Annotated in this window: 25 protein-coding genes; 7 read left to right on the top strand and 18 right to left on the bottom strand. The window is 31.1% G+C overall.

The window, feature by feature from the left end; all coding sequences use genetic code 11:
- Positions 1 to 140: 140 nt before the first annotated feature.
- From ACWJKP_RS02790 to ACWJKP_RS02765, 6 genes are all read right to left on the bottom strand, one after another.
- Complete coding sequence (locus tag ACWJKP_RS02790) at positions 141 to 1568, bottom strand: HAMP domain-containing sensor histidine kinase (RefSeq protein ID WP_165413795.1); 1428 nt, start codon at positions 1566 to 1568, stop codon at positions 141 to 143.
- A complete protein-coding gene (locus ACWJKP_RS02785; protein ID WP_462961400.1) occupies positions 1558 to 2259 on the bottom strand; it encodes a response regulator transcription factor in 702 nt (233 codons plus the stop codon). Before ACWJKP_RS02785 ends, ACWJKP_RS02790 begins: the two co-directional genes overlap by 11 nt.
- Before the next feature lie 112 nt (positions 2260 to 2371).
- A complete protein-coding gene (locus tag ACWJKP_RS02780; protein ID WP_165414439.1) occupies positions 2372 to 2518 on the bottom strand; it encodes a hypothetical protein in 147 nt (48 codons plus the stop codon).
- The gene (locus tag ACWJKP_RS02775) at positions 2511 to 3296 is read right to left on the bottom strand and encodes a lantibiotic immunity ABC transporter MutG family permease subunit (RefSeq protein WP_462961399.1); all 786 of its coding nucleotides are present in this window, start codon (positions 3294 to 3296) and stop codon (positions 2511 to 2513) included. Before ACWJKP_RS02775 ends, ACWJKP_RS02780 begins: the two co-directional genes overlap by 8 nt.
- Positions 3290 to 4036, bottom strand: a complete 747-nt coding sequence (locus ACWJKP_RS02770) for a lantibiotic immunity ABC transporter MutE/EpiE family permease subunit (protein ID WP_165414437.1) — start codon at positions 4034 to 4036, stop codon at positions 3290 to 3292. Before ACWJKP_RS02770 ends, ACWJKP_RS02775 begins: the two co-directional genes overlap by 7 nt.
- Complete coding sequence (locus tag ACWJKP_RS02765; protein WP_165414436.1) at positions 4029 to 4748, bottom strand: lantibiotic protection ABC transporter ATP-binding protein; 720 nt, start codon at positions 4746 to 4748, stop codon at positions 4029 to 4031. The genes ACWJKP_RS02770 and ACWJKP_RS02765 overlap by 8 nt, the downstream gene beginning before the upstream one ends.
- A 635-nt stretch (positions 4749 to 5383) precedes the next feature.
- On the opposite strand from ACWJKP_RS02765, the gene ACWJKP_RS02760 reads away from it, so the two are divergent.
- The 4 genes from ACWJKP_RS02760 (at position 5384) to lepB (ending at position 9110) form a co-directional block, all read left to right on the top strand.
- On the top strand, positions 5384 to 7612 hold the full coding sequence (locus tag ACWJKP_RS02760) for a HelD family protein (protein WP_165414435.1): 2229 nt from the start codon (positions 5384 to 5386) through the stop codon (positions 7610 to 7612).
- A gap of 161 nt (positions 7613 to 7773) precedes the next feature.
- Positions 7774 to 8325 carry an RNA polymerase sigma factor gene (locus tag ACWJKP_RS02755; protein ID WP_165414434.1) on the top strand — a complete coding sequence of 184 codons (552 nt, stop codon included), beginning with the start codon at positions 7774 to 7776 and terminating at the stop codon, positions 8323 to 8325.
- Positions 8309 to 8548, top strand: coding sequence for a hypothetical protein (locus ACWJKP_RS02750; protein WP_165414433.1), 240 nt, complete (start codon positions 8309 to 8311; stop codon positions 8546 to 8548). Before ACWJKP_RS02755 ends, ACWJKP_RS02750 begins: the two co-directional genes overlap by 17 nt.
- Before the next feature lie 22 nt (positions 8549 to 8570).
- Positions 8571 to 9110 carry a signal peptidase I gene (lepB, locus tag ACWJKP_RS02745; protein ID WP_165414432.1) on the top strand — a complete coding sequence of 180 codons (540 nt, stop codon included), beginning with the start codon at positions 8571 to 8573 and terminating at the stop codon, positions 9108 to 9110.
- A 210-nt stretch (positions 9111 to 9320) separates the two neighbouring features.
- Here lepB and ACWJKP_RS02740 read toward each other — a convergent pair whose 3' ends face one another.
- The 3 genes from ACWJKP_RS02740 to ACWJKP_RS02730 form a co-directional block, all read right to left on the bottom strand.
- Positions 9321 to 9506, bottom strand: coding sequence for a cysteine-rich CWC family protein (locus ACWJKP_RS02740; RefSeq protein WP_165414431.1), 186 nt, complete (start codon positions 9504 to 9506; stop codon positions 9321 to 9323).
- Between the two features lie 193 nt (positions 9507 to 9699).
- Positions 9700 to 10233, bottom strand: a complete 534-nt coding sequence (locus ACWJKP_RS02735) for a GNAT family N-acetyltransferase (protein ID WP_165414430.1) — start codon at positions 10231 to 10233, stop codon at positions 9700 to 9702.
- A 287-nt stretch (positions 10234 to 10520) separates the two neighbouring features.
- Positions 10521 to 10700 carry a hypothetical protein gene (locus ACWJKP_RS02730; protein ID WP_165414429.1) on the bottom strand — a complete coding sequence of 60 codons (180 nt, stop codon included), beginning with the start codon at positions 10698 to 10700 and terminating at the stop codon, positions 10521 to 10523.
- 334 nt (positions 10701 to 11034) lie between these two features.
- Between ACWJKP_RS02730 and ACWJKP_RS02725 the strand changes: the two genes are divergently transcribed.
- The gene (locus ACWJKP_RS02725; RefSeq protein ID WP_165414428.1) at positions 11035 to 11709 is read left to right on the top strand and encodes a DUF1129 domain-containing protein; all 675 of its coding nucleotides are present in this window, start codon (positions 11035 to 11037) and stop codon (positions 11707 to 11709) included.
- A gap of 224 nt (positions 11710 to 11933) precedes the next feature.
- On the opposite strand, the gene ACWJKP_RS02720 is transcribed toward ACWJKP_RS02725, so the two are convergent.
- The 9 genes from ACWJKP_RS02720 to ACWJKP_RS02680 all read right to left on the bottom strand — a co-directional run bounded on the left by ACWJKP_RS02720 (position 11934) and on the right by ACWJKP_RS02680 (position 19467).
- On the bottom strand, positions 11934 to 12119 hold the full coding sequence (locus ACWJKP_RS02720) for a cysteine-rich CWC family protein (RefSeq protein WP_165414427.1): 186 nt from the start codon (positions 12117 to 12119) through the stop codon (positions 11934 to 11936).
- 68 nt (positions 12120 to 12187) lie between these two features.
- A complete protein-coding gene (locus ACWJKP_RS02715) occupies positions 12188 to 12640 on the bottom strand; it encodes a MarR family winged helix-turn-helix transcriptional regulator (protein ID WP_462961397.1) in 453 nt (150 codons plus the stop codon).
- Entirely contained in the window at positions 12624 to 13967 is a 1344-nt protein-coding gene (locus tag ACWJKP_RS02710; protein ID WP_165414425.1) for an MATE family efflux transporter, read from the bottom strand. Before ACWJKP_RS02710 ends, ACWJKP_RS02715 begins: the two co-directional genes overlap by 17 nt.
- A gap of 484 nt (positions 13968 to 14451) precedes the next feature.
- Positions 14452 to 14763 (bottom strand): hypothetical protein, encoded by a 312-nt coding sequence (locus ACWJKP_RS02705; RefSeq protein ID WP_165414424.1) that lies wholly within the window; start codon positions 14761 to 14763, stop codon positions 14452 to 14454.
- An 85-nt stretch (positions 14764 to 14848) separates the two neighbouring features.
- Positions 14849 to 15916, bottom strand: coding sequence for a sensor histidine kinase (locus ACWJKP_RS02700; protein ID WP_318038338.1), 1068 nt, complete (start codon positions 15914 to 15916; stop codon positions 14849 to 14851).
- Between the two features lie 46 nt (positions 15917 to 15962).
- Entirely contained in the window at positions 15963 to 16544 is a 582-nt protein-coding gene (locus ACWJKP_RS02695) for a reverse transcriptase domain-containing protein (protein WP_165414422.1), read from the bottom strand.
- A 185-nt stretch (positions 16545 to 16729) separates the two neighbouring features.
- Entirely contained in the window at positions 16730 to 17458 is a 729-nt protein-coding gene (locus ACWJKP_RS02690) for a hypothetical protein (RefSeq protein WP_462961396.1), read from the bottom strand.
- The gene (locus ACWJKP_RS02685; RefSeq protein WP_462961225.1) at positions 17451 to 18377 is read right to left on the bottom strand and encodes an ABC transporter ATP-binding protein; all 927 of its coding nucleotides are present in this window, start codon (positions 18375 to 18377) and stop codon (positions 17451 to 17453) included. The genes ACWJKP_RS02690 and ACWJKP_RS02685 overlap by 8 nt, the downstream gene beginning before the upstream one ends.
- A complete protein-coding gene (locus tag ACWJKP_RS02680) occupies positions 18355 to 19467 on the bottom strand; it encodes an ABC transporter ATP-binding protein (RefSeq protein ID WP_462961395.1) in 1113 nt (370 codons plus the stop codon). Before ACWJKP_RS02680 ends, ACWJKP_RS02685 begins: the two co-directional genes overlap by 23 nt.
- Before the next feature lie 224 nt (positions 19468 to 19691).
- On the opposite strand from ACWJKP_RS02680, the gene ACWJKP_RS02675 reads away from it, so the two are divergent.
- Together ACWJKP_RS02675 and ACWJKP_RS02670 are read left to right on the top strand one after the other, a co-directional pair.
- Positions 19692 to 20366 (top strand): response regulator transcription factor, encoded by a 675-nt coding sequence (locus ACWJKP_RS02675; RefSeq protein ID WP_462961228.1) that lies wholly within the window; start codon positions 19692 to 19694, stop codon positions 20364 to 20366.
- Positions 20363 to 21439 carry a sensor histidine kinase gene (locus tag ACWJKP_RS02670; protein WP_462961229.1) on the top strand — a complete coding sequence of 359 codons (1077 nt, stop codon included), beginning with the start codon at positions 20363 to 20365 and terminating at the stop codon, positions 21437 to 21439. The genes ACWJKP_RS02675 and ACWJKP_RS02670 overlap by 4 nt, the downstream gene beginning before the upstream one ends.
- Positions 21440 to 21680: the final 241 nt, after the last annotated feature.

The raw sequence follows: 21680 nt of genomic DNA, 5'->3' as shown, positions 1-21680 counted from the left end.
GTATGCATTAATCTCTTTCCGATTAATTAATCCTAAAATAAGTAGCGATGCTTTCGATAACATTAAATACTTCCTTTCATATATAACATTCACCTTTCAGTACACTAATTACGAAACAAGTGGTGCACTTATATATTACTCTATAAGTGCACCACTTGTTTTTTTGAAACATCTTCTATTATAAAAAATTCAACTGTTGCTCCATTATCTTCATTGTTATACGCTAAAATTTCTCCCTGATAATTCAAAATAATTTTTTTGGAAATATAAAGACCTAGACCAAAATGATTTTTATACGAATCATTTTGATAAAATGCATTAAACAATTTTTTTGTATCTTTTTCTTTAAATCCCCTGCCTGTATCAACGCACTTAAAATAAATTTTCTTATTGTTATTTTCATCAAATACAATAAGTTTTATATTCCCGTTATCCGTAAACCTAAGGCTATTATGTAATATATTATCCAGTACACGATTTAGCATCGCTTCATCCAATAAATAATATTTCTTACTCAAATTCACTTCAAATTGAACATTTAAATTTTTCTTACTTGCTAAAAGAGATATTTCCTCTTTTTTCTCCATCAGAAGATTATTTAAATCAACTTTTTGTATTCTAAGTAGAAAATTCAAATTTTCCACTTTATATACTAAAGATAAATTCTCAGTAAGAGATATCATTTTGTTACAATTTTTATTGATTATTTCTATGTAGTTATTGATATAAAATCCTTTTTTACCTTTTAATTCATTTATTAATTCAAGTTCGCCCTTTATCACTGTAATTGGAGTTCTTATATCATGGACAATTGACGATGTTATCATTTTTCTATCATTCTCTAACTTTGACAATCCCTCTACAGTCTGTTTTAACGTATTTATCATTATATTGAATGAATCTTGTATGGCTCTAAATTCTTTTCCTTTAAGTCCATCAATTTCAAACGAAAAATTTCCTTCTGATATTTTAGTTGCTGAATCAAGTAATATCTCAATATTTTTTGATATGGATTTGTATAATTTTTTAGTAAATAAAAATAAATAAACAACAAAAAAGACTAAAGGAGAACCAATAAGGGTAATATATACAACTACAGCTGCTGGATTTTCATTTACATTATTAATCAGGTATCCAAATGGAGCTTTTATAATGTAGATATATTTTATATAGTTATCTTGTATTAATGGTACACATCTATATATATAGTTGTTTTTAACAGTATCAGCACCTATGCATTTTACTACATTAATATCTTTGTTTATAATATTTACATCTCCAAATAGATGCTTTCCATTAAGGTCTACAACTTCACCTTGAATCTTGCCCGCATATGAATTTAAATTTATTAATTGGCCTTGTAATATTAAATCTTTATTAATTACAATTTTTTGTTCTATGCTATCTAAATATTTAGAATAGTAGTCTGTTGTTTTAGTAAAGTTAGTAAGTATTAATATAAACATTAAAAGAACCATATATGCAATAATTGTTGATATTAAAGTATATGAGAATATTTTAATAACAAGTAAATAAAAATCCCTTTTAATTGTTCTATTAGTTTTCATTGGTTATCTCCCATTTGTATCCAAACCCATAAACTGTATTTATATATGAGTTGCATGAATCCTTTTGCTTGATTTTTCTCCTTATATTTTTTATACTTTCCGTAACAGTTTCTAAATAACTTTCTGAATCACTGCCCCATACTTTATTGAATATTTGTTCTTTAGATAACGTGATATTTTTATATAACATAAAAAGCTTAATTATCTCATATTCTTTCTTTGTTAGGTTCAATTTTACACCCATACAAAAAATATCTTTTGCTAGGATATCGATAATTATATTCTTAGAACTTAGAATATAATTATCGGTTTTTGTAATTCTTTCTTCACGTCTTAAATGAGATTCAATTCTTGCCATTAATTCTTTTAATCCAAATGGTTTTGTAATATAATCATCCCCACCAGCTGAAAGTGCGGTTACCTTATCTTCCTCTAAATTCTTTGCACTTAAAAACAATATAGGACAACTAACTTTTTCCCTAATAATACTACAAATTTCTATGCCATCTATACCATCCATCATTATATCAAGTATGATTAAATCAAATTTATTCCTAAGAATATTTTCTAAAGCTTTAGTTCCATCTTCATATGTTTCAACATAATAATAATTATGCGCTTCAAGATACTCTTTTATCATTCTACAAATATCCTCATTATCATCCACTACTACTATTTTTTTTTGCTTCACTGTAATTCACCTGATTTCTATTTAATTAAATTCTCACTTATAAAATCTATTTTAATGAAAATATATAATACATGGAGTGTTTTAATTCTTCTAAGAATTCTACCACAGTTTTTTATACAAAAGAATTAATATTAGATATAAATGTTCCATATCTGCTTCTATTATTAGATATACATACAGCTGAAAGCCCTATTCCATACATTACGTATTTATCCATTGACATTGCGGTCAAAAACAATACTTGAAATTTATTATTCATAGGACTTTCGGCCTTCCCACTTACTAAACCAAGCAAGGCTAGCAATTAGTAGCATAATTGTGACTAGGATTACAAATGGAAGGTATCTTCCATACAGCAACGTAGAAAATTCTGATGTAACTACTCCTGTGGAAAGTGGTATTTCAGGAATAAAGCATTCCGGAATTTTTGAAAGGCGTGCAGACCATGTCCATGGAATGAACAGCCATACTTTATCACCAATTGAAGTTGTGCCCATAAGTGCAGCGATTAGAAAGCCTACTCCACCCAAGGAAATTGAAACCCCCATTCCAAAAGCAAAACTTAAGAATAGGTAAAATACATACAAAAATATACAGCCAATAATGGTTAGCAATGAGCCTTGAAAAAATAGACCATATTGAATGTTCTCTATGTGCAGAATAAACTTCATCCCAATTAAAAGAATAAAAGTAGAAAAAAGCATAGAAATAGTTGTCATAATCTCAAGTAAAAGCAATTTGCTAAGATAGCTCGTTGTTCTACAAACAGTTGAACTTAGGATTATGCTAAAGTTTCCTGCACTTTCTTCCGCATCCCCAATAAGTCCTGAACTCAAACTTACTAGAACGGGAAGAAAAATTGATATTACCATAAAAAAAGCATCATAAATTTTATATTGTAATTTATTATTGGAACAATACCACAGCATAAAAATAGGATAAGTTATGGTTATGACAATAAAAATAAGTCTAATTTGAGTCCGTTTTGTTTTCATCCACTCAGCAGATAGACATCTAAATATATTCAAAGTTAGCACACTTCCCTTTTGGCAAACCAAAGTGATGTAAGGCACGAAGTTATAATCAGAAATCCAAGTGATACAATAATACCGATTGGAATTACAGATTGATTCATTAACAAATTGCCATCTGTAAGTATAGTACCATTTGGGTGTACATGAGCAATAGGGCACATTAAACGTAGTGGCCAGCTCCAGGGCATCAATATCCATGATGGCTCAGGGGCCATCATAACGCCTGCTGCAAGTCCAATTAAGGCACCTCCAATTGAAGCAGGTGTACCCAGCCATGTTGAAAGGAACAAGTAAACTGGTATCAAGCCAACTGATGTAATCCAAATTACCATACCTGCCTCACAAACTTTTAAAAAAGGAACCGCATTACCTTTGCTTAAAACTCCAGCAAAAAATACAAAGGCTATGAGCATTATTGAAGATATAAATGTATACAAAGCGATGATTGCTATTTTACTAAGCCACAACCCTATACCTTTTACATTATGCGATCGCAGTCCTCTATAATTTCCTGATTTTTTTTCTTTAGCATTTGACAGTGAACAAAGTAATGCAGAACCTAGTGGTATAAATATAAGTGGCCACCAGTTAAAAACTGTAATAATAAAATATTCTTTTTTAACTTCCATACTTGCCATAGTAACCATTGCATACAATATAAAAAATGATGGAGCCATGACAATGATCTTTCGAGAAAATGTTCGCTTGTATTTTAGGTTTTCAGATTGCAAATAATTAAGCATTACATTCTTCCTCCTCTTTTCTACTTTCCTTCACAATTTTCATAAATAGTTTTTCTAAATCATCATCTTTATGAATTTCATCCTGATAACCTAATATTCCATTACTAATAATACCAATGTATTGAGCAACTTGCTCTACTTCTGAAAGCATATGGCTTGATAAAATTACCGTAATACCCTGAGACGGAAAAGAACGGATCAATTCGCGAAGTTCTTGTATTCCAATAGGATCAAGTCCATTGGTGGGTTCATCCAAAATTAGAAGTTTCGGATGAGTTAAAAGTGCAATGGCAATTCCCAAACGCTGTTTCATACCCATCGAAAACTGTGATGCTCTCTTCTTACCCGTATTCCTTAAATCCACAGTTTCAAGCACCTTATGTACTTGTGAATTAGGCAGATTTAATAATTTAGTGTGTACTTTGAGATTTTCCTCAGCAGTAAGATTGCCATAGAGTGCCGGAGATTCAATCAATGCTCCGATATCTTTTAAATCTTTTCTATTCCATGGATGTCCATCAAATATTATATTACCTGAGGTTGGGCGTAAAAGCCCTGTTATCATTTTTAATGTTGTTGATTTCCCTGCACCATTTGGGCCAAGTAGTCCATAGATAGAATTCCTTTGCACCATTAGTGAAATATTATTAACTACATGTTGGTTTCCAAATTTTTTGCACAATTTTTCTGTTTGTAAAATATAAGAATCCATATATTCATCATCCTTTCATTTACTATAGTTTTATTGTACTAAACAATTCTAAGGATTTTATGATGATTTCAAACATATTTATGAATAATCTGAAATAAATGCCTTTAAAGATGTTATTTAGGAATGATGCATGGATAGGATATGATGATATGATGATGATACAATTTTTAAATTACTGAAAATTAAGTGGAGGAATTGGACTGATAAAAACTGGAGAAGCGATCATCCATTTTGGGTTATGAGAAACTTCAGATGACTTTTCTCCTTTTCTGTATGAATAGAATATATTTACAATGCTTAGAGGATTGTGAAATACCCTCAAAGTGAAAGGAACTCAATTACTATTGTTTTACTTTCACTTTGATTAGTTGTAATAAAAAAAGAAGGCATCTAATTGCCCTCTATATCTCTGTTATTAAATTGTTACTATTAATTTCTTTTACAGGTTTAATATTAAAAACTGTACTAAAATAAAAAAAAACCACGTATAAGCTTTACTTAAACAGGATTTTTAGCTATAATTAAATGTGGATATGATTATACAACATAATAACCCACTATATGTTTCATCTTATTATATCACATAATGAATGTAAATGTCAATGATTTTTATAAAAATATGGGAGCGTGAGAAAATGAATGATTATGAGCTAAATAAACAAGAGGAACTTGTATATCTTGAAAGTATAGTTAACTTCCTCAAAAAAGAATTAGGTAAAGACGAATATGAGATAAATTTTAGAAAAAGAGACCTTATTGCTTCAAGAAGAGATATGTGGCAAGAATCTGTTCACTCTTCAAATGATCTTGATAGGATTCCAGAAATGCTCCAACAACTCTCTGAAGTTGATAGTCAAAATTATAATTATGAAAAATCGGTGGAACGAATAAAAAAATATACACGGATTTTAAACTCACCTTATTTTGGAAGGTTTGATTTTAAGGAAGATGCTTATAATGATACAGATCAGATTTATATCGGTCTTTATAATTTAATAGATAATGATACAAGTTCAATTTTAATATACGATTGGCGCTCCCCTATTTCAAGTATGTTTTATCAGTGTGAACTTGGTAAAGGATCATATAATGCGCCCTTTGGAATAATTTCGGGTGATATTTTTATGAAGAGGCAGTATAAAATTGAGAATTCTGAGCTTAAGTATTTTTTTGATAGTAGCATAACAATTAATGATGATATCCTACAAGAAGTGTTAAGTCACAATTCTTCTTCAAATATGAAAAATATTGTTGAAACCATTCAAAAGGAACAAGATGTAATTATTAGAGATACTGAAAATGAGCTTTTGATTGTACAAGGCGTAGCTGGAAGCGGTAAAACATCTATAGCACTACATAGAATTGCATATTTGCTTTATGTTGGTATGGGATCAAAGCTATATTCCAATAATATTATTATAATTTCTCCTAGTTCTGTTTTCAGTAAATATATTTCTGGAGTTTTACCAGAACTAGGCGAGGAAAACGTAGAGGAAACTACTTTTGACGATATTGTAGTTGATTTTTTAGATAATAGATTTATATTTGAAAGTAGAAAGCAGCAACTTGAAACTTTGATTATTAATGATAATCAACAAAATTTAAATATAAAAATGGAGAACACTAAATTTAAAGGTTCGAAATCATTTGTAACTATTTTGGATAGATTAATACATTATTATGAGCATAAATTAACACATTTTGAAGACTTATATTATGATGGAAAAATTATTGAAACAAAACAGCAACTAAATAATCTTTTCCTAAACGGTAAAATGGATATGCCAATATCAAAAAAACTTAAAAGAATAGAAAGTATAATGCTTAATAAGATCCATCCTTTAAGGAAATCAAGGCTTGAAAAAATCCAGAAAATTGTTCTAAATGGCATAGGGCATGAATTAGAGCTAAAATCTTTTAGCAGATTAATGGCAATTAAAGAAGCTAAGGTATTAATGAAGCATATTCATAAATTTACTGAGGTTGATTATGTGGATTTGTATAAATTACTATTTAATAAAACAGGACTTCTTTTAAAACTTTCGCAAGGGTTAGAATTACCAAAAAACATTAACCAAATGGTATCAGAAACCATAGAAAGTCTCCATAAAGGCTATATTAATTACGAAGACTGTGCTCCCCTTTTATATATCAAACTAAGGCTTAACGGCAGTCGCGAGTTTTCAGATATACGGCAGGTTGTTATTGATGAAGCCCAAGATTATTATCCACTTCAATATGAAGTTTTTAATCTTCTGCTACCTAGAGCTAAGTTTACAGTACTCGGTGACTTTAACCAAACTCTCGAAAAACGTGGTGATAAATCTATATATGATGATATAGAGAAAATTCTACACAAGAAAAAGAGCATAAAGCTTTCTATGAATAAAAGTTTTAGGTCTTCCATGGAGATTAATTCATTTACTCAGAAAATATTAAATAGCAAACAGGAGTTTGTTTCCTTTGAGAGACATGAATCGGAGCCGCAAATTATATTTAAGGAGAATGAAGAGTTGCTTTATGACGCTATAATCCAAGATATTCATAACTATGAAAGTCGTGGTTATGAGTCTATTGCAGTTATTTGCAAAACGGAGAAAGAAACCCTATTGGTTCAAAAAAAGCTATCCAATTTAACTAACATTAAATTGTTAAATACAGAAAATACTGACAGTATAAAGGGTACCCTTGCTATTCCTTCTTATATATCAAAAGGTCTAGAATTTGATGTAGTGCTTGTGTTCAATGTTTCAAAGGACAATTATAACAGTGAGTTTGATAGGAATCTTTTATATGTGGCCTGTACAAGAGCGCTCCATCAGCTTGCTATTTATTATACAGGAGAAAAAAGTGAGTTTATTTAATGTATAAATTATTCTGTAGCAAGTTTAATATTTTTTATTATATTTTAATGTTTTTCAGGGGATTTCTTCTTGTTGTGTTACTAAAGATATGAAAGCCTTTAAAAATATGGTAAATTAAGAGCAATTATATTTTAGTACTACAGATGGTTAGGTGGAAATAGATGATAAAAAATATTTTAAATATGAATAAAGAAAATTTCAAGAAAATATATGAAACAAATTTTAATTCTGTTTATTCTTTTGTATTTTTAAGATTAGCAGCAAACAAAGAAGCCACCGAAGACATAGTTCAGGAGACCTTTATCAGTGCAATGAAAGGACTCATTAACTATAAAGGTACAAGTTCCCATAAAACTTGGTTATGTGGAATAGCAAAAAATAAAATATTAAATTATTATAGAAATAATATTAGAAAAGATGATTTTGCTTACGCAGAAGAACTCGATTATGTAAAGGACAACCAAGATATTGAATTTATGATTATAAATTTGGAAACGAGAAAAATAATTTTAGAAACCTTAAATAATTTGAAGTCTATTTATAAGTATGTTCTTATTCTCAAATATATGGATGATTATAGTGTAAATGAAATTGCAACCTGTTTATGCAAAACTCCAAAGTCTATTGATGGCATATTACAAAGATCAAAAAACAGTTTTAAAAAAGAATTTTTCAAGATATCAGGAGATGAATTATATGATAAAAGAAGATAAACGCTTAAAAGAAATGTTTAAATTCATAGATGTAGAAGTTGAACCTCCAGATGGAACGAAACAAAGAATATATCAAAAACTTTTTTATGATTCAAATCAACGCACTTGTTGGTGTTTATCTTGTCTTTCTTGGGTTTCAGAAAAGTTTTTTAAATTGTTGATTCAAGTATGGATTTTAATATGTATTTTTATGACTATTTTCAGTCCAACTATCGCATTTTAATTTTCACGAGGAAGTTAAATAATTGAAACTTTTAAAATATTTTATCAAAGAGTGGCTATTCCCCATACTTGTAGCAATAATTTTGGCAACTTTAATATATAAATTTCTATTTTTTAATATTAAAGTTCCCTCGGAATCAATGTACCCGACTATAAAGATAGGCGATAAAATTACCGTTACAAGAGTTTATAATAAAGACAACCTAAAAAGAGGTGATTTAATAGTTTTTGAATCTGACGAATTAAAAATACCATTAATAAAGAGACTTATAGGCCTTCCAGGAGATGAAGTTATTATAAAAAATAAGGGGCAAGTTTTTATTAATGGAAGCAAAATTGAAGAACCATATGTAGTATATATGGAAGATTTAGATAAAAAATTTAAAATTCCAGAAAATAAATATTTGTTTTTTGGAGATAATAGAGCTAATTCATTTGATGCCCGAAGATGGGAAAATCCGTATATAGATAGTAATGATATAAAAGGAAAAGCACAGTTTATTATATATCCATTTAAGAGATTAGGAAAATTTGTAATTGGAAATGATGCTCTTAATCATTAGAATTGCTGATATTTGTTTTAGTATTACTATACAAACATTTTGACCAAACTGAAAGTAACACAATTGATAATGTGTTACTTTCAGTTTATTAATATACACTTAATATATTAACTCCAACATCTAACGACATGGGGGTACTTTCGAAGATCTATTAGAAGAATGTGAACTAAATTTAAAATTAACGCTGCTTAATATATTCACTAATTTCATTTATTTCTGGTGTTTTTCTAAACAAGACTTACATACACAAGCTTTACCCTTTTTATCATTAGGAATCAAATCTAGAATGTACTTAGGGACTTTAACTGTATCACACCAACATCCACCTTGACCATGTTGACAATTATTGTCTTGTCCACAAAGTGGACATATTCTCTCTAATCCTTCTACTCTCACTATTATCACTCCTTCATCTTTTTTTACATTTTAAAAATGCTATTATGAATATAATAACATTATTTTACATGATACTATACTTTAATAAATATCTGTCTACACTACTACTTGTACAAATATAATACATATGAAGAGCTATCTAATGCAATTGCTAAATATATTATTGTTTAGGTTATAAATTCACCATAATATATTACAATTCAGATTTTAAAATAGAATAAACACATTGATCATACTTACTTTCATTAATCCAATAATGTTCTCTTAACCTTCCATCTATTTTAAATCCATACTTCTCCAAAAGTTTTATAGAAGATATATTATTTGAGGATGTAGTAGCATATAATTTGTTTAAATTATAATCATTATCTGTAAATGCTATATTTATAAACTGTTCTAATATTATACTCCCTATTCCTTTATTTCTATTATGTTCAGGTAAATAATATCCAAATTCGGCACTATGGTTTCTTGGATTATAATCAAATAATTCAATTTTCCCCAAAGGGACACTATTATCTTCTTTCACTAATATATAGGTTTTGTCTTTTATATTATCAATTGAATCCATCATTTTATTAACGTATTCACCATATGATTTTTGCAATTTTAATGGTCTACATGTATATTGTTCAAAATGTTTTTCTGCAATATTCCAGTTATATAATTCCCTTAAATATTCCTCAGATAATAAAATTAGTTGATAACTTTCGAAATAATTATTCATTTAACACCCCTCCCGTGCTTATACTATCTTATTAAAACATAATAATAATCTGTAATAAAATACAATTACGCTCCAATTTTCAAGTCAGCTGTTATCTCCCTTATGTTTCTACATAATTTTACCACCTTCTGTATGTACCACCTATAAACTTAAATATCAATTACTAAGAAAATTTTAGTAGATCTAACCCGAAAGCCATGAATTTTTTAAAATCCATAGCTTTCACTTGTACATTAGCTTAAATTTTCACCTTGATTCAATTACAATCTAATTTGAATTATACTGTATTATTTTTTTAATTCCCATATTTGATTTTTCATTTCAACTATGTTCGTCCCAATGCTTTTAATTGAATTATTTTCTTTACTTGCATTGCAAATTTTTGCCTCTAATCTAACTAAATGTTTTTCAATATCATCTAATTTTTTTTCAAGCCTTTCAACCTTATCTAAAGTAATTAACCCCATAAACTCATCCCCTCTTATTTATATGTTATGATTCAAGAAGTTCTTATACTGCTATGAACTATATAAAACATATTAATTTATCATATTTTGCTATGTTGACATAATCATTTATTTTTAAGAACAAATTATACACAATTTATAAATTTACATCAATAATCGTCCTTCAAATAAGAAACCCAGTTTCTCAAACTTCATTCGTTCCTACAAATTTGGCACAAATAATTTATTTAATTATACCACAATCACCATAAATCATGTATATTTTACCATTTGTAGATGTGTAATAGCATCAAAGTGAAATATAATATATTTAAAAATTATGAGGAGGAAAAATATGAGTAATGTAGAGAGTGATATCAAAGAAAACCTCAAGTTGAACAAGAGTCTATCAGAAGAAAACGATAGAATATTTACAGATATAGTTTGTTATTTGAGGGTAAGTCGTTTAAGTGACGAAGAACAAGAAGAAATTATTAGTGATATATTGAGAATGTTTTTAGATTGGCAAGAGGAAGGTAATACTGTAAAAAGCATGTTGGGTGAGGATTATAAAAAATTCGCTGATAATATAATATCTGCTGTAAATCCTAAAACCCATGTTCTAAAAACAATTAAAAAGTATTTAGGACTTACAATTGAAGGATTTTGTATGATTTTCACTGTAGATTTTATTTTCTTATACTTGCCTAAGTTGGCAAAAGGAAGTCCTGATTTTAATGTTACTTATGACTACACATTATCTATGTTATTAAACGGTTTAATTGCAGTTGCAATATTTTCTATATCGATAAATTATATAGGTAAAAATGCTTTTGAACTTTCAAAAAAACATTATTCTAATCTTGCTAATTTTATATTTGGATGTAGTGCTATGGGTTTGATAATACTTTTATTATTATCATCGAAATTAAGCCCTATAATAGTCTTCTCCATAAATATTCGCTATATTATAGGTATAATAGCAGTTTATTGGGTTTATAAAGGGGTAAAAAAAAATAATGAAATCTAAAGTGTTATGGATCCCGGAAAGTTAATAACGCCCTTCAACAATTCGGGATCAATATTAGAATTACTCGCATTTGTTTTAGTATTGCTATTTTAACATTTCGATCAAATCATTTAAGCACCAAATTGAAAGTAACACAATTGATAATGGGTTACTTTCGCCGATGTATAAGAAGAATGTGAACTAAATTTAAAATTAACTATATTTAATATAATCACTAATTTCATTTATTTCTGGTGTTTTTCTAAACAAGATTTACATATACAAGCTTTACCCTTTTTATCATTAGGAATCAAATCTAAAATATGCTTAGGTACTTTAACTGTATCACACCAACATCCACCTTGACCATGTTTACAATTATTGTCTTGTCCACAAAGTGGACATATTCTCTCTAATCCTTCTACTCTCACTATTATCACTCCTTCAGCCTTTTTTAAACCTTCTTTAATACGATCTACATTGATAAATTTCTAATTTATTATTTGTATCGCCGGTCTTCTAACGCTTGTAATAATTGTTTTAAGAAAGCATGGCTGTTTTTAATCATGGCTGTTCTTTCATTAGAATCCATCTTTAGTAATGCACGTTCCTCAAAATGAAACAAGTGCGAAAGAATCTCATCAGCATATTGTCGTCCTTCATCCGTGAGCAGGATATACTTGTTTCGCTTATCCTCATCTGCGACTTTTTTTCGGATATATCCTTTTTTCTCAAAGGTTTCCAAAATGGTACTCACTGTTTGCTTGGGAAACAGGAGCTTTTCGCAAATAAACCGCTGTGTGCATTGATTTGGATACTCACGGATGGTATAAAGCGCAAAAAGCGCATTTGATGTAAGCCCGTGTGACTTCGCCCATTTTTCATAGAATGCACTGATCCCGAACCAATAATCATAATAACTTTTTACCTGATCTTTAATTTCGTTGCTCATACAAAATCGCCTCCCTGCTTCTAAATTTCATTGTATGGGCAATAAGTAAAATAGTCAATAGGATCATGGTTAATAGCTGCGCCCCCGGAAGTGCCATCCATACCCCTTTAATCCCCCAAATATGTGGTAATGTAAAAACGCACAATGGTGTGAAAAGAATAGGGTCTAAGTAAACAAGCAAGGTGGAGAAGAGTGTTTCTTCGCAGGCATAAAAATAGGAACTAAACAGCTTTCCAATGCCCATCATCGGAAAAGCAACGCAGATGATTGGCAGTGCCGAATCAATGATTCTTGCAGTTTCTTCCGATGTGGCAAAAAATTGCGGTAGCAGTGTTCGTGCTGGGATTGAAAACAAGAGAAACAAACCACTGAATGTGACAACCGCTAAAAACCCTTTGTTGCGTATCTTTTTCATAGCTTTGTAGTTTTTCGATCCATTGCAATAGCTGATTAGTGGTTGCATGCCTTCGCCGATCCCCTCTAATAACAAAAGGACTGAAGCAATTAAGTAGTTGATAACCGCATACGCTGAAACTGCTAAATCTCCGCCATAGGCGAGGCACTGCCAGTTATTAAATATGGTAATGAGCGATGGCATGAGTGATAATCCAAAGGGGGAAATGCCTATTTGCATCATTCGTCCAATCATATTTTTGTTCAATTTAAATTGAGAACGCTCGATTTTGTTTTCTTTTTGCTTCCATAAGCAAATGATACTGCAAACAACTGTAATTGCTTGAGCCAAAACCGTTGCAAGGGCAGCTCCCGCAAGTCCCATAGGGATCACCATGGTAAAGCAGGCGTCCAATACGATATTTACAATTAAGCCACCTCCCATAATAATCATTGCCTGCACGGTTTTGTGGCTGTTTCGTATAAGTGGTATTAAACCGGAAGCTATGATTTGCATACTGCCACCGATGGCAATGATACGGATATATGAAATCGCGGCGTCATAAATCTTTCCGGTTGCTCCAATAGCTCTGACAAGGGTGGGACTAAAAATTACGAGAAAAGCAGTAACGACTACACTTACAGCAAGTAACGCAAAAAAAGTATTCGCTCTTGCCTCATTAGCCCTTTGGTTGTCATTCGCCCCCCTGTAAGTGGACATAAGGACAGAGCCGCCTACTCCAATTCCCATACCCAATGCAAGCACTAAAGCAGTAATTGGCCAAACAAGACCAATCCCCGCAAGACCTATATCACCAACTGCGTGACCGACAAATAATCCGTCTACGATGGTATAAAGACCGTTCAGCAACATAGTCAGCATGCACGGGATTACAAATTTAAAAAACTGTTTTTCAATTGCTTTTTGCTCCATGTGTTCACCTCAAATAGTATTAGTCTGTTTTCGGACTAATATTATTTTAACATGCCTTTTCTTTTTTGTCACGTGGTCATTTTTAATAAACCTGATATATCATAATGTTCATTTTTTCTTTCTTACTACTTTTCTTACTCCTAAAATCATCAGGTCTAGTAAATTAAATATCACTCCTAAATTAACTAGTTATTTCTACCCAATAATTTATTTATACCATACCATTATAAAACATATTTTAGGGGTAGGTGAAATTGTAAACATATTATCATTTCCATGTCTTAGAATATATGCACCGTTAGTGGTCCTGTTATTATGACGTTTCAAATATAAATATGTATACAGTTATTTTTGAAACATCTTAATAACTCAATTACACTTATGTTACATTCAGAATATCAATATACATTTAATATATTAAAACCCATATCCAATGATATGTCTTAACTTATAATTAATTTACCTAATATAATGCTCCTTAGCTTTATATCTTATTAATAACCTTAATTATTTCAACATCTAAATGTTCTCTTAGAATATGCAAAATTGTACTAAGACTTTTCTTTTTAAAAACTAACTCATTGGAGCCAACATTATTGTAATATAGAATTTGCACTTCATGCGTTTTATTGTAAATCTCTACTTTTTTCAATTGACTCCATGCCATACAAGCATTGCCATATGCCCAAAATCCATTCTCATAAATACCTTGTTTTAATTTTGAAATAAGGTACGATTCAATAAATAAGCCTAATCCAAGTAACATATCAATGGACTTTTGCCTTTTATAAATCATTAAACTTCCTACTATTGCACCCATAAGAATCATTACAATCCTAAAGGATTTACTATTCTTTGATGGTATGATTAATTTTCTTTGCTTAATAAGTAATAATGTAGTAATGAATAGCATAGAATCCATTAAAATCAATGTTGGGGTCAAGTCCATTAGTAGGCTCATCTAATATTAATAATGGTGGATATGGTAATACTGATTGAGCTGTACCTAAACGTTGTTTCATTCCTAATGAATAGGAACCAACCTTTTTATTACTTACAGTAATTTCTTGAATGAATTGTACATCAGATATAGATGTATCTAATGAAATATTTTTATATTTACCTATCATATCTTTACAATTACTTAGTCCGAGTCCCCTATTTTCGCCTTTGGTAGAGAATCCCTCTTTAAATAGTTTAGATAAAGCAGGGATATCGCCTTTAAAGGTATTTGCTACAACTAGGATTACAGAATTGATTTTGTTTATTAATGCAACATCAATTACTTTCTTTTCACTTTCTAAGGCTGATTCAATAGCATTAGCCAAAATTATTCCTAAGCATCTACTCAAATCTATTATATCCATCTTAATAATTGTTATAGGTTCTACTATATCAATTATTATATCTATCCCTAATTCTTGAGCCCGAATTACTTTTCCTGATATTAAACCTTTAATTTGAGGTAGTTTTATGTTTTTTAACAGACCAAGTTTATAATTATTTTTATTCATTTTGTTATTTAAAGGATAAATATTTTTATTAAAATGTTCTTCTAAACCTTTAATATCCTTTTCTTCAATAAACGCTGCCATAGATGATATTATATTTATATAGTCATGTCTAAATTTACGCATATCCATATATAGATTTTCTAAGTTATTAGTGTACTGCTCCAGATTATCTAACTGAATTTGTTTATATTTGAATTTCGCTTCTTTCTTTAGTACAAAAATAGAGATATACATATAATTATCATGATAGACCTTTCGTGGCGCACTATCATCTGCATATCTTGTTATGTAACATTCGCCTTTACAATACTTAGCTACAACTTTTGTAAACCACAGGTCAAGAGTATAATGCAGATATATGTTTGCCAAAAGTGGGGACAAGCTGCCGCCCTGCGGAACACCTTCTATAGTTTCTTTAAAGTTACCTTTTTCCATTGTACCTGCTTTTAAAAATCTTTTAATCAAGGCAAGTATCTTACTATCACTTTAGAAATTTCATCATCCATTCATGGTTAACATGATCAAAAAATCCACTTATATTAGCATCTACTACGTAGTTAACTTTCTTTGTCATTATATTATCACTTAAGTTCTTTAGTGCATCATGACAACTTTTCTCTGGTCTGAAACCAAATGATATTGGTAGAAAATCCTCTTCGTAAATGCTCTGCAAAATAATAACTAAAGCACCTTGTACTATTTTATCTTCTAGTATAGGTATACCAAGTGGTCTCATTTTATTACTACCTACTTTGGTTATGTATAAACGTTTTACTGGTTGAGGTTTAAAAGAACCTTTCTTTAATTTGATTACTAAGTTATTCAAATTTTCATCTAGGTTTTTCTTATAAGTTTCTTTAGTTTCTTTATCTATACCCGCAGAAGCTGAGCTATTCAATCTATTGAATGATTCTTTTAAAGTATTCTTATTCATTAAATAAGCCAATGAACAAAATTTTGCATCTTTGTCTCTGCGAGCTACTTGTGCTATACTTACAAGTTTTGTTCTCACTGTTATTCCAGTTCTAAGTCCGGGCAGTGTTTCTCTTTTAAGCAGTTCCATATGTTACTTTCCTTCCTTCCTCCGGAATTACCCGTTACTTCAGTACTATGAAAGTATCCGACTTCCTACTGGCATTTGCGTTCCTTACTTCTTCAGTTTGTACTGCATACTTTTCATTTTGAAAAGACCAGGTAGGATCTCCCCGAGTTGCCGTATATTAATACATTTTTTAATATTAATTGTTTCTATAAGGGCAAATCTTTTTTTTGAAATGAAATCGAACCGACTGCATAAGTAATTACTGCTATACAAAGAAGAAGACATATTTTCCATATCCATGCATTCCCCCCCGAAGTGATACCCTCTACATCAAATAAAGATACTATTGTAAAATATTTAAAGCTATCAAATCCTTTAACACCAGAGTCTGAGAACATTTTCAGCATATTAAACATCATAAATATTATACAAATTAATCCGCCTGAACTTGTAGCATTTTTGGAAAGATTAAATATTCCTGAAAACATAAAACAGATTCCGCCCAATGCAGCTACACATACAAATGCACCAAGATTTAGTTCAATAACTGTTTTTAATGCAATACTGTCTTGAATAACTACACTAGTAATGGTATGAACAAGTGTTGTAGATAAAAACATTACCGACAGCGAAAGAAGCATAAATATTATTTGTGTAGATGCTACAGTTGAACGTTTTGTCGGTGTTGAAAGTATATATGCCATTGAACCCTTGTCAACCTGTGCTGCAAGAAGTTTATTCGCTGTAACCATTACATAAATAGTAGGAAGTACTATACCAAGCATGCCGTAAAACATTGTATCAACCAATCCTGAACTAGCAATTCCTTCCATGGACGTAAGCTGTAAAAGAATTAAATCCATAATAACTGTCATAACAAGCCAAATTCCCCAATTTGATTTTATTGACTGCTTAAATAATGGTAAACTAAACATTTTTATTTCCCTCCTGTATCTTTATTTCCTTTTCAATAATTTGTGTATAATAGAATTCCAATGTATATGGGATATATTTGATATATCGTATGTTGTATTTTGCAAGTTCGGCAAACAGTTCATTTATGTTGCCATCATCTACAAACAGCATTAGATGTTTATAGTTATCATTCTTACGATGTATCTTAAATTTTTTGCTGTTTGCAAATTTCTCATATTCATTTGTATCCTCAAATCCAACCTTGTAGATCTTAGCCATGTCTGGATCACGCATTGACCTTTCTACAAAATTTATAAAATGGCCATTATGTATGAATGCAACAGCATCACATGTGGCTTCCAGTTCCTTAAAAATATGACTGCTCATGAATACTGTCTTACCTAAACGCTTATGTTCAAGAATAAGCTCAATGAGCATATCCCTCATAAGAGGATCAAGCCCAGTAGATGGTTCATCCAACAAAAGAATATCTGGTTTTGACATAAATGCTGCAACTAATGCAGTTTTTTGCTTCATCCCCTTACTCATTCTTCTAAGTTCTGCATCTGTATCAAGTTTAAACATATCTATAAGTTCATTAGTATATGTCATATCTTTTATACCAAGAAATTCTGCCTGGAGTTTTAAAAATGTAGTCCCAGTACCAACGTCAGGAAAATCAATTTCACCAGGAACATAACCTATAAACTTCTTAATCTCAAAAGCGTCTTTCCATGCATCCATGCCAAGTATGGAAACATTGCCCTTATCAGACTTTACGAATCCCATCATACTACGAAGTGTAGTTGTTTTTCCACTACCGTTTGTTCCTACAAGCCCATATATCTGGCCTCTCTTAACGCTAAAATTAAAATCGAAGATTCCTCTTCCATTACTGTAATCCTTGGTAATGTGTTCAACTTTTATGATTTCTTCCACTTTTAACACCTCCAAACGTTTTATCATTCTTATAGAAATGCATAAAAAAATCTTCAAGACTTATAGAAGCCTCTGAAAACCCAGTAACATTGTATTTTGCAATCGTTTCTAGGAATTTATTTGTCATTGCATCTTCCATAACTATTACAACTTTATTAGATTTATCATTTTTATAAGTTATTTCAAATCCTTCATTTAAAAAATGATTATATTCATCCCTTGTTTTGAGAATGACATTAAATTCTTTCCTTAATCCATGTTTTACATCTATTGCATTAAGAATTGTTAATATCTTTCCTTCCTTTATAATGGCTATCCTGTCGCATAATTCTTCAATCTCACTAAATATATGACTAGAGAGAAGGATTGTTTTTCCTCTTTCCTTTTCATCATGAATAAAATTAATAAACTCTTCTTGCATAACTGGATCCAGACCACTTGTGGGTTCATCCAAAAGTAATACATCAGGATCACCCATAAAGGCTGCAATAACAGCCAGTTTCCTTTTTTCCCCTATACTCATAAGTTTCACATTTGGTGAAGGATCCATATGAAATCTGTCTATAAGATACTTAATTCTTTCATCATTATTTCCGTTTTTACGTAATCCCTGCATCATTTTTATGAACTGCCATCCTGTTTGTCCATCAGGAAGTGCAACTTCACCTGGAAGATAACCTACATGCTTCAATATTTCACTATACTTTTCACTGCAGTTCATTCCTAATATTTCTGCGGTTCCACTTTGCGGTTTTGAAAATCCCATAAGCTGTCTCATCGTTGTAGATTTTCCTGCACCATTTGGCCCAAGAAAACCTAAAGTCTCACCCTTTGAGACCTTAAAACTAACATCATATATTCCTCTTCCATGACCATAATCCTTAGTCAAATGACTTACTTCTATATATTCCAAATTTATTTTCTCCTTTCCTGAAGGGTCATGCCGTTCATGCCCGCTAATTTTTATTATTCCAACAGCTTGCTTTTTTTTACATTCTTTATAGATCACATCATAATAAAGCAATCTCAACATTCCACAATGAGGTTTGATGCCCAATTCATGATATGGATTTGGAAAACAAATCCTCATGACAATTCTTTCAAAATGGCAACATTTTCTCCGTTCCTATAGTTTCTTTGTACATTATTTAGTTTGAGTTCAACATAGAATTCACTTCCTTTTGCGTTATATGCATTAGTTTACTAGATAAATATCAACTGAATATCAACAAAAATCACAATTTCTGTTGATATTCAGTTGATATTTTAGAGTCATTATTTTATGCTATACTTATATAAATGGAGGTGTTCATAATGGTCAGAATATTAGTTGTTGAAGATGATACAAACACAAGAAAACTGATGTGCGCAGTTTTAAAACAAAATGGATTTGAAACATTGCAAGCGAATGATGGTGTAGCCGCACTTGAAATTATGGATAAACAGCACGTTGATCTTGTTATTCTGGATTTAATGATGCCAAACATGGGCGGATACGAGCTGACAAGACAGCTTCGACTATCGTGGAAAAACCTGCCGATTTTAATGGTGACAGCAAGACAGGCTCCGAAGGACAAACGACAGGGTTTTATTGCTGGCACAGATGATTATATGATCAAACCCGTTGATGAGCGGGAAATGGTGCTGCGCATCAAAGCGCTACTCCGCAGGTCACAAATATCAAGTGATCATAAGCTCACTATCGGCGAAGCAGTGCTTGATTATGATACGCTTACCGTATCCCGTGAGCATGAAGTGTTTACACTGCCGCAAAAGGAATTTTACCTTTTATTCAAGCTGCTCTCATACCCAAACATGATATTTACCCGTTTACAGCTCATGGATGAGATATGGGGAATGGAATCCGAAACCGATGACCACACACTTAATGTGCATATTAACCGCTTAAGGGACAGGTTCAGGGATTGGACGGAGTTTGAAATTATAACGGTGCGCGGGATCGGATATAAAGCGGTTAAAAAGGTATGAAACACCAAAATGTAATCAAAAAAAAGTTGAACCTTACCACCTCACTAGTATTGTTTGTTTTTGCAGTCATGATATCAGCACTCATGTTGACTATATTCATTATGATGGTATTTCACCATATAGGTTTGCTTTCATTATCAAACACCGACAGTACGAACATACGCGGAGACAAACTTTACGGATTTTTATTTGCACTAATCGGGTTCTGTATTTTTCTTGGAATAACAATCACCATTTTTTTTAGTAAAAAAGCGCTGGGTCCCATCCGCAAAGTGATTGACGCCACACACAAGATCGCCGAGGGTGATTTTAGCCCTCACCTGGATATCAAAGGCGTCGGCGAGTTGGAAGAATTATCACAGAGCTTCAATAAAATGATACATGATCTGTCATCCCTCGAAATGCTCCGCAGGGATTTTGTCAATAACTTTTCCCACGAATTCAAAACACCCATTGTATCCATCCGAGGTTTTGCCAAGTTGCTTAAAAACAGTAATCTCAGTGAGGAAGAAAAACAAGAATACCTTGATATTATTATTGCTGAATCTGAACGTCTGGCGGAACTTTCCACCAATGTTCTTAATCTGTCTAAATATGAATACGTTGAAATCATTTCAGATAAATCCCTATTTAGACTGGATGAGCAGATCAGAAGGTCAATTATTATGACAGAACCGAAGTGGTCTGTAAAAGAGATTTTTGTAAATGTAGAACTGGATAAAGTGATTTTTAACGGAAACGACGACTTAACACAGCAAATCTGGATTAATCTGTTGGATAATGCAGTCAAATTCTCTTATCAGGGAGGACTTATCAGTGTAAGTCTTTTAAATTCAACCGGTGGCATCCGGTTTTCCATTCAGGACAATGGAGCCGGTATGGATGAACAGACTAAAGCTCACATTTTCGATAAATTTTATCAGGGCGATACTTCTCACTCCAAAGCGGGAAATGGCCTGGGTCTTGCCATTGTAAAACGAATTGTAGAGCTGTTCGGCGGTACCATAGAAGTGCAGAGCGAACTTGGAAAAGGTAGCATATTTACCATTTTACTGCCGAATGAAAGAGTATAATAAAAGCTGATCATCTTGGAAATTACTTTCTCTTGTCATTGAGACTATTGGTTATATAGATAATGTTACAATAAATATTTTACTATACATTAAAAATAAAATAATTTTTAAGTAAATAATGTTCTCTCATAGTAAGTTACTTTTACCTGATGTGCAATATTCTTAACTATAAATTTTCTTTTTCATTATAGTATCCATATGATACTATAATGGGGTAGTGCTCGCAATTTGTGCAAAAGTC

The sequence above is a fragment of the Clostridium sp. CM037 genome (assembly GCF_055081095.1).
The sequence above is the reverse complement of the archived record's forward strand: the minus strand, read 5'-3'. Positions and strand labels throughout refer to the sequence as shown.

Bases quoted from the DNA above. Each gene is read 5' to 3' on its own strand.
- ACWJKP_RS02790 (WP_165413795.1), bottom strand. From the start codon at position 1,568: ATGAAAACTAATAGAACAATTAAAAGGGATTTTTATTTACTTGTTATT.
- ACWJKP_RS02780 (WP_165414439.1), bottom strand. From the start codon at position 2,518: ATGAATAATAAATTTCAAGTATTGTTTTTGACCGCAATGTCAATGGAT.
- ACWJKP_RS02770 (WP_165414437.1), bottom strand. From the start codon at position 4,036: ATGCTTAATTATTTGCAATCTGAAAACCTAAAATACAAGCGAACATTT.
- ACWJKP_RS02765 (WP_165414436.1), bottom strand. From the start codon at position 4,748: ATGGATTCTTATATTTTACAAACAGAAAAATTGTGCAAAAAATTTGGA.
- ACWJKP_RS02760 (WP_165414435.1), top strand. From the start codon at position 5,384: ATGAATGATTATGAGCTAAATAAACAAGAGGAACTTGTATATCTTGAA.
- ACWJKP_RS02755 (WP_165414434.1), top strand. From the start codon at position 7,774: ATGATAAAAAATATTTTAAATATGAATAAAGAAAATTTCAAGAAAATA.
- ACWJKP_RS02750 (WP_165414433.1), top strand. From the start codon at position 8,309: ATGATAAAAGAAGATAAACGCTTAAAAGAAATGTTTAAATTCATAGAT.
- ACWJKP_RS02735 (WP_165414430.1), bottom strand. From the start codon at position 10,233: ATGAATAATTATTTCGAAAGTTATCAACTAATTTTATTATCTGAGGAA.
- ACWJKP_RS02730 (WP_165414429.1), bottom strand. From the start codon at position 10,700: ATGGGGTTAATTACTTTAGATAAGGTTGAAAGGCTTGAAAAAAAATTA.
- ACWJKP_RS02725 (WP_165414428.1), top strand. From the start codon at position 11,035: ATGAGTAATGTAGAGAGTGATATCAAAGAAAACCTCAAGTTGAACAAG.
- ACWJKP_RS02715 (WP_462961397.1), bottom strand. From the start codon at position 12,640: ATGAGCAACGAAATTAAAGATCAGGTAAAAAGTTATTATGATTATTGG.
- ACWJKP_RS02710 (WP_165414425.1), bottom strand. From the start codon at position 13,967: ATGGAGCAAAAAGCAATTGAAAAACAGTTTTTTAAATTTGTAATCCCG.
- ACWJKP_RS02705 (WP_165414424.1), bottom strand. From the start codon at position 14,763: ATGATTTATAAAAGGCAAAAGTCCATTGATATGTTACTTGGATTAGGC.
- ACWJKP_RS02700 (WP_318038338.1), bottom strand. From the start codon at position 15,916: ATGGAAAAAGGTAACTTTAAAGAAACTATAGAAGGTGTTCCGCAGGGC.
- ACWJKP_RS02695 (WP_165414422.1), bottom strand. From the start codon at position 16,544: ATGGAACTGCTTAAAAGAGAAACACTGCCCGGACTTAGAACTGGAATA.
- ACWJKP_RS02690 (WP_462961396.1), bottom strand. From the start codon at position 17,458: ATGTTTAGTTTACCATTATTTAAGCAGTCAATAAAATCAAATTGGGGA.
- ACWJKP_RS02680 (WP_462961395.1), bottom strand. From the start codon at position 19,467: ATGAGGATTTGTTTTCCAAATCCATATCATGAATTGGGCATCAAACCT.
- ACWJKP_RS02675 (WP_462961228.1), top strand. From the start codon at position 19,692: ATGGTCAGAATATTAGTTGTTGAAGATGATACAAACACAAGAAAACTG.
- ACWJKP_RS02670 (WP_462961229.1), top strand. From the start codon at position 20,363: ATGAAACACCAAAATGTAATCAAAAAAAAGTTGAACCTTACCACCTCA.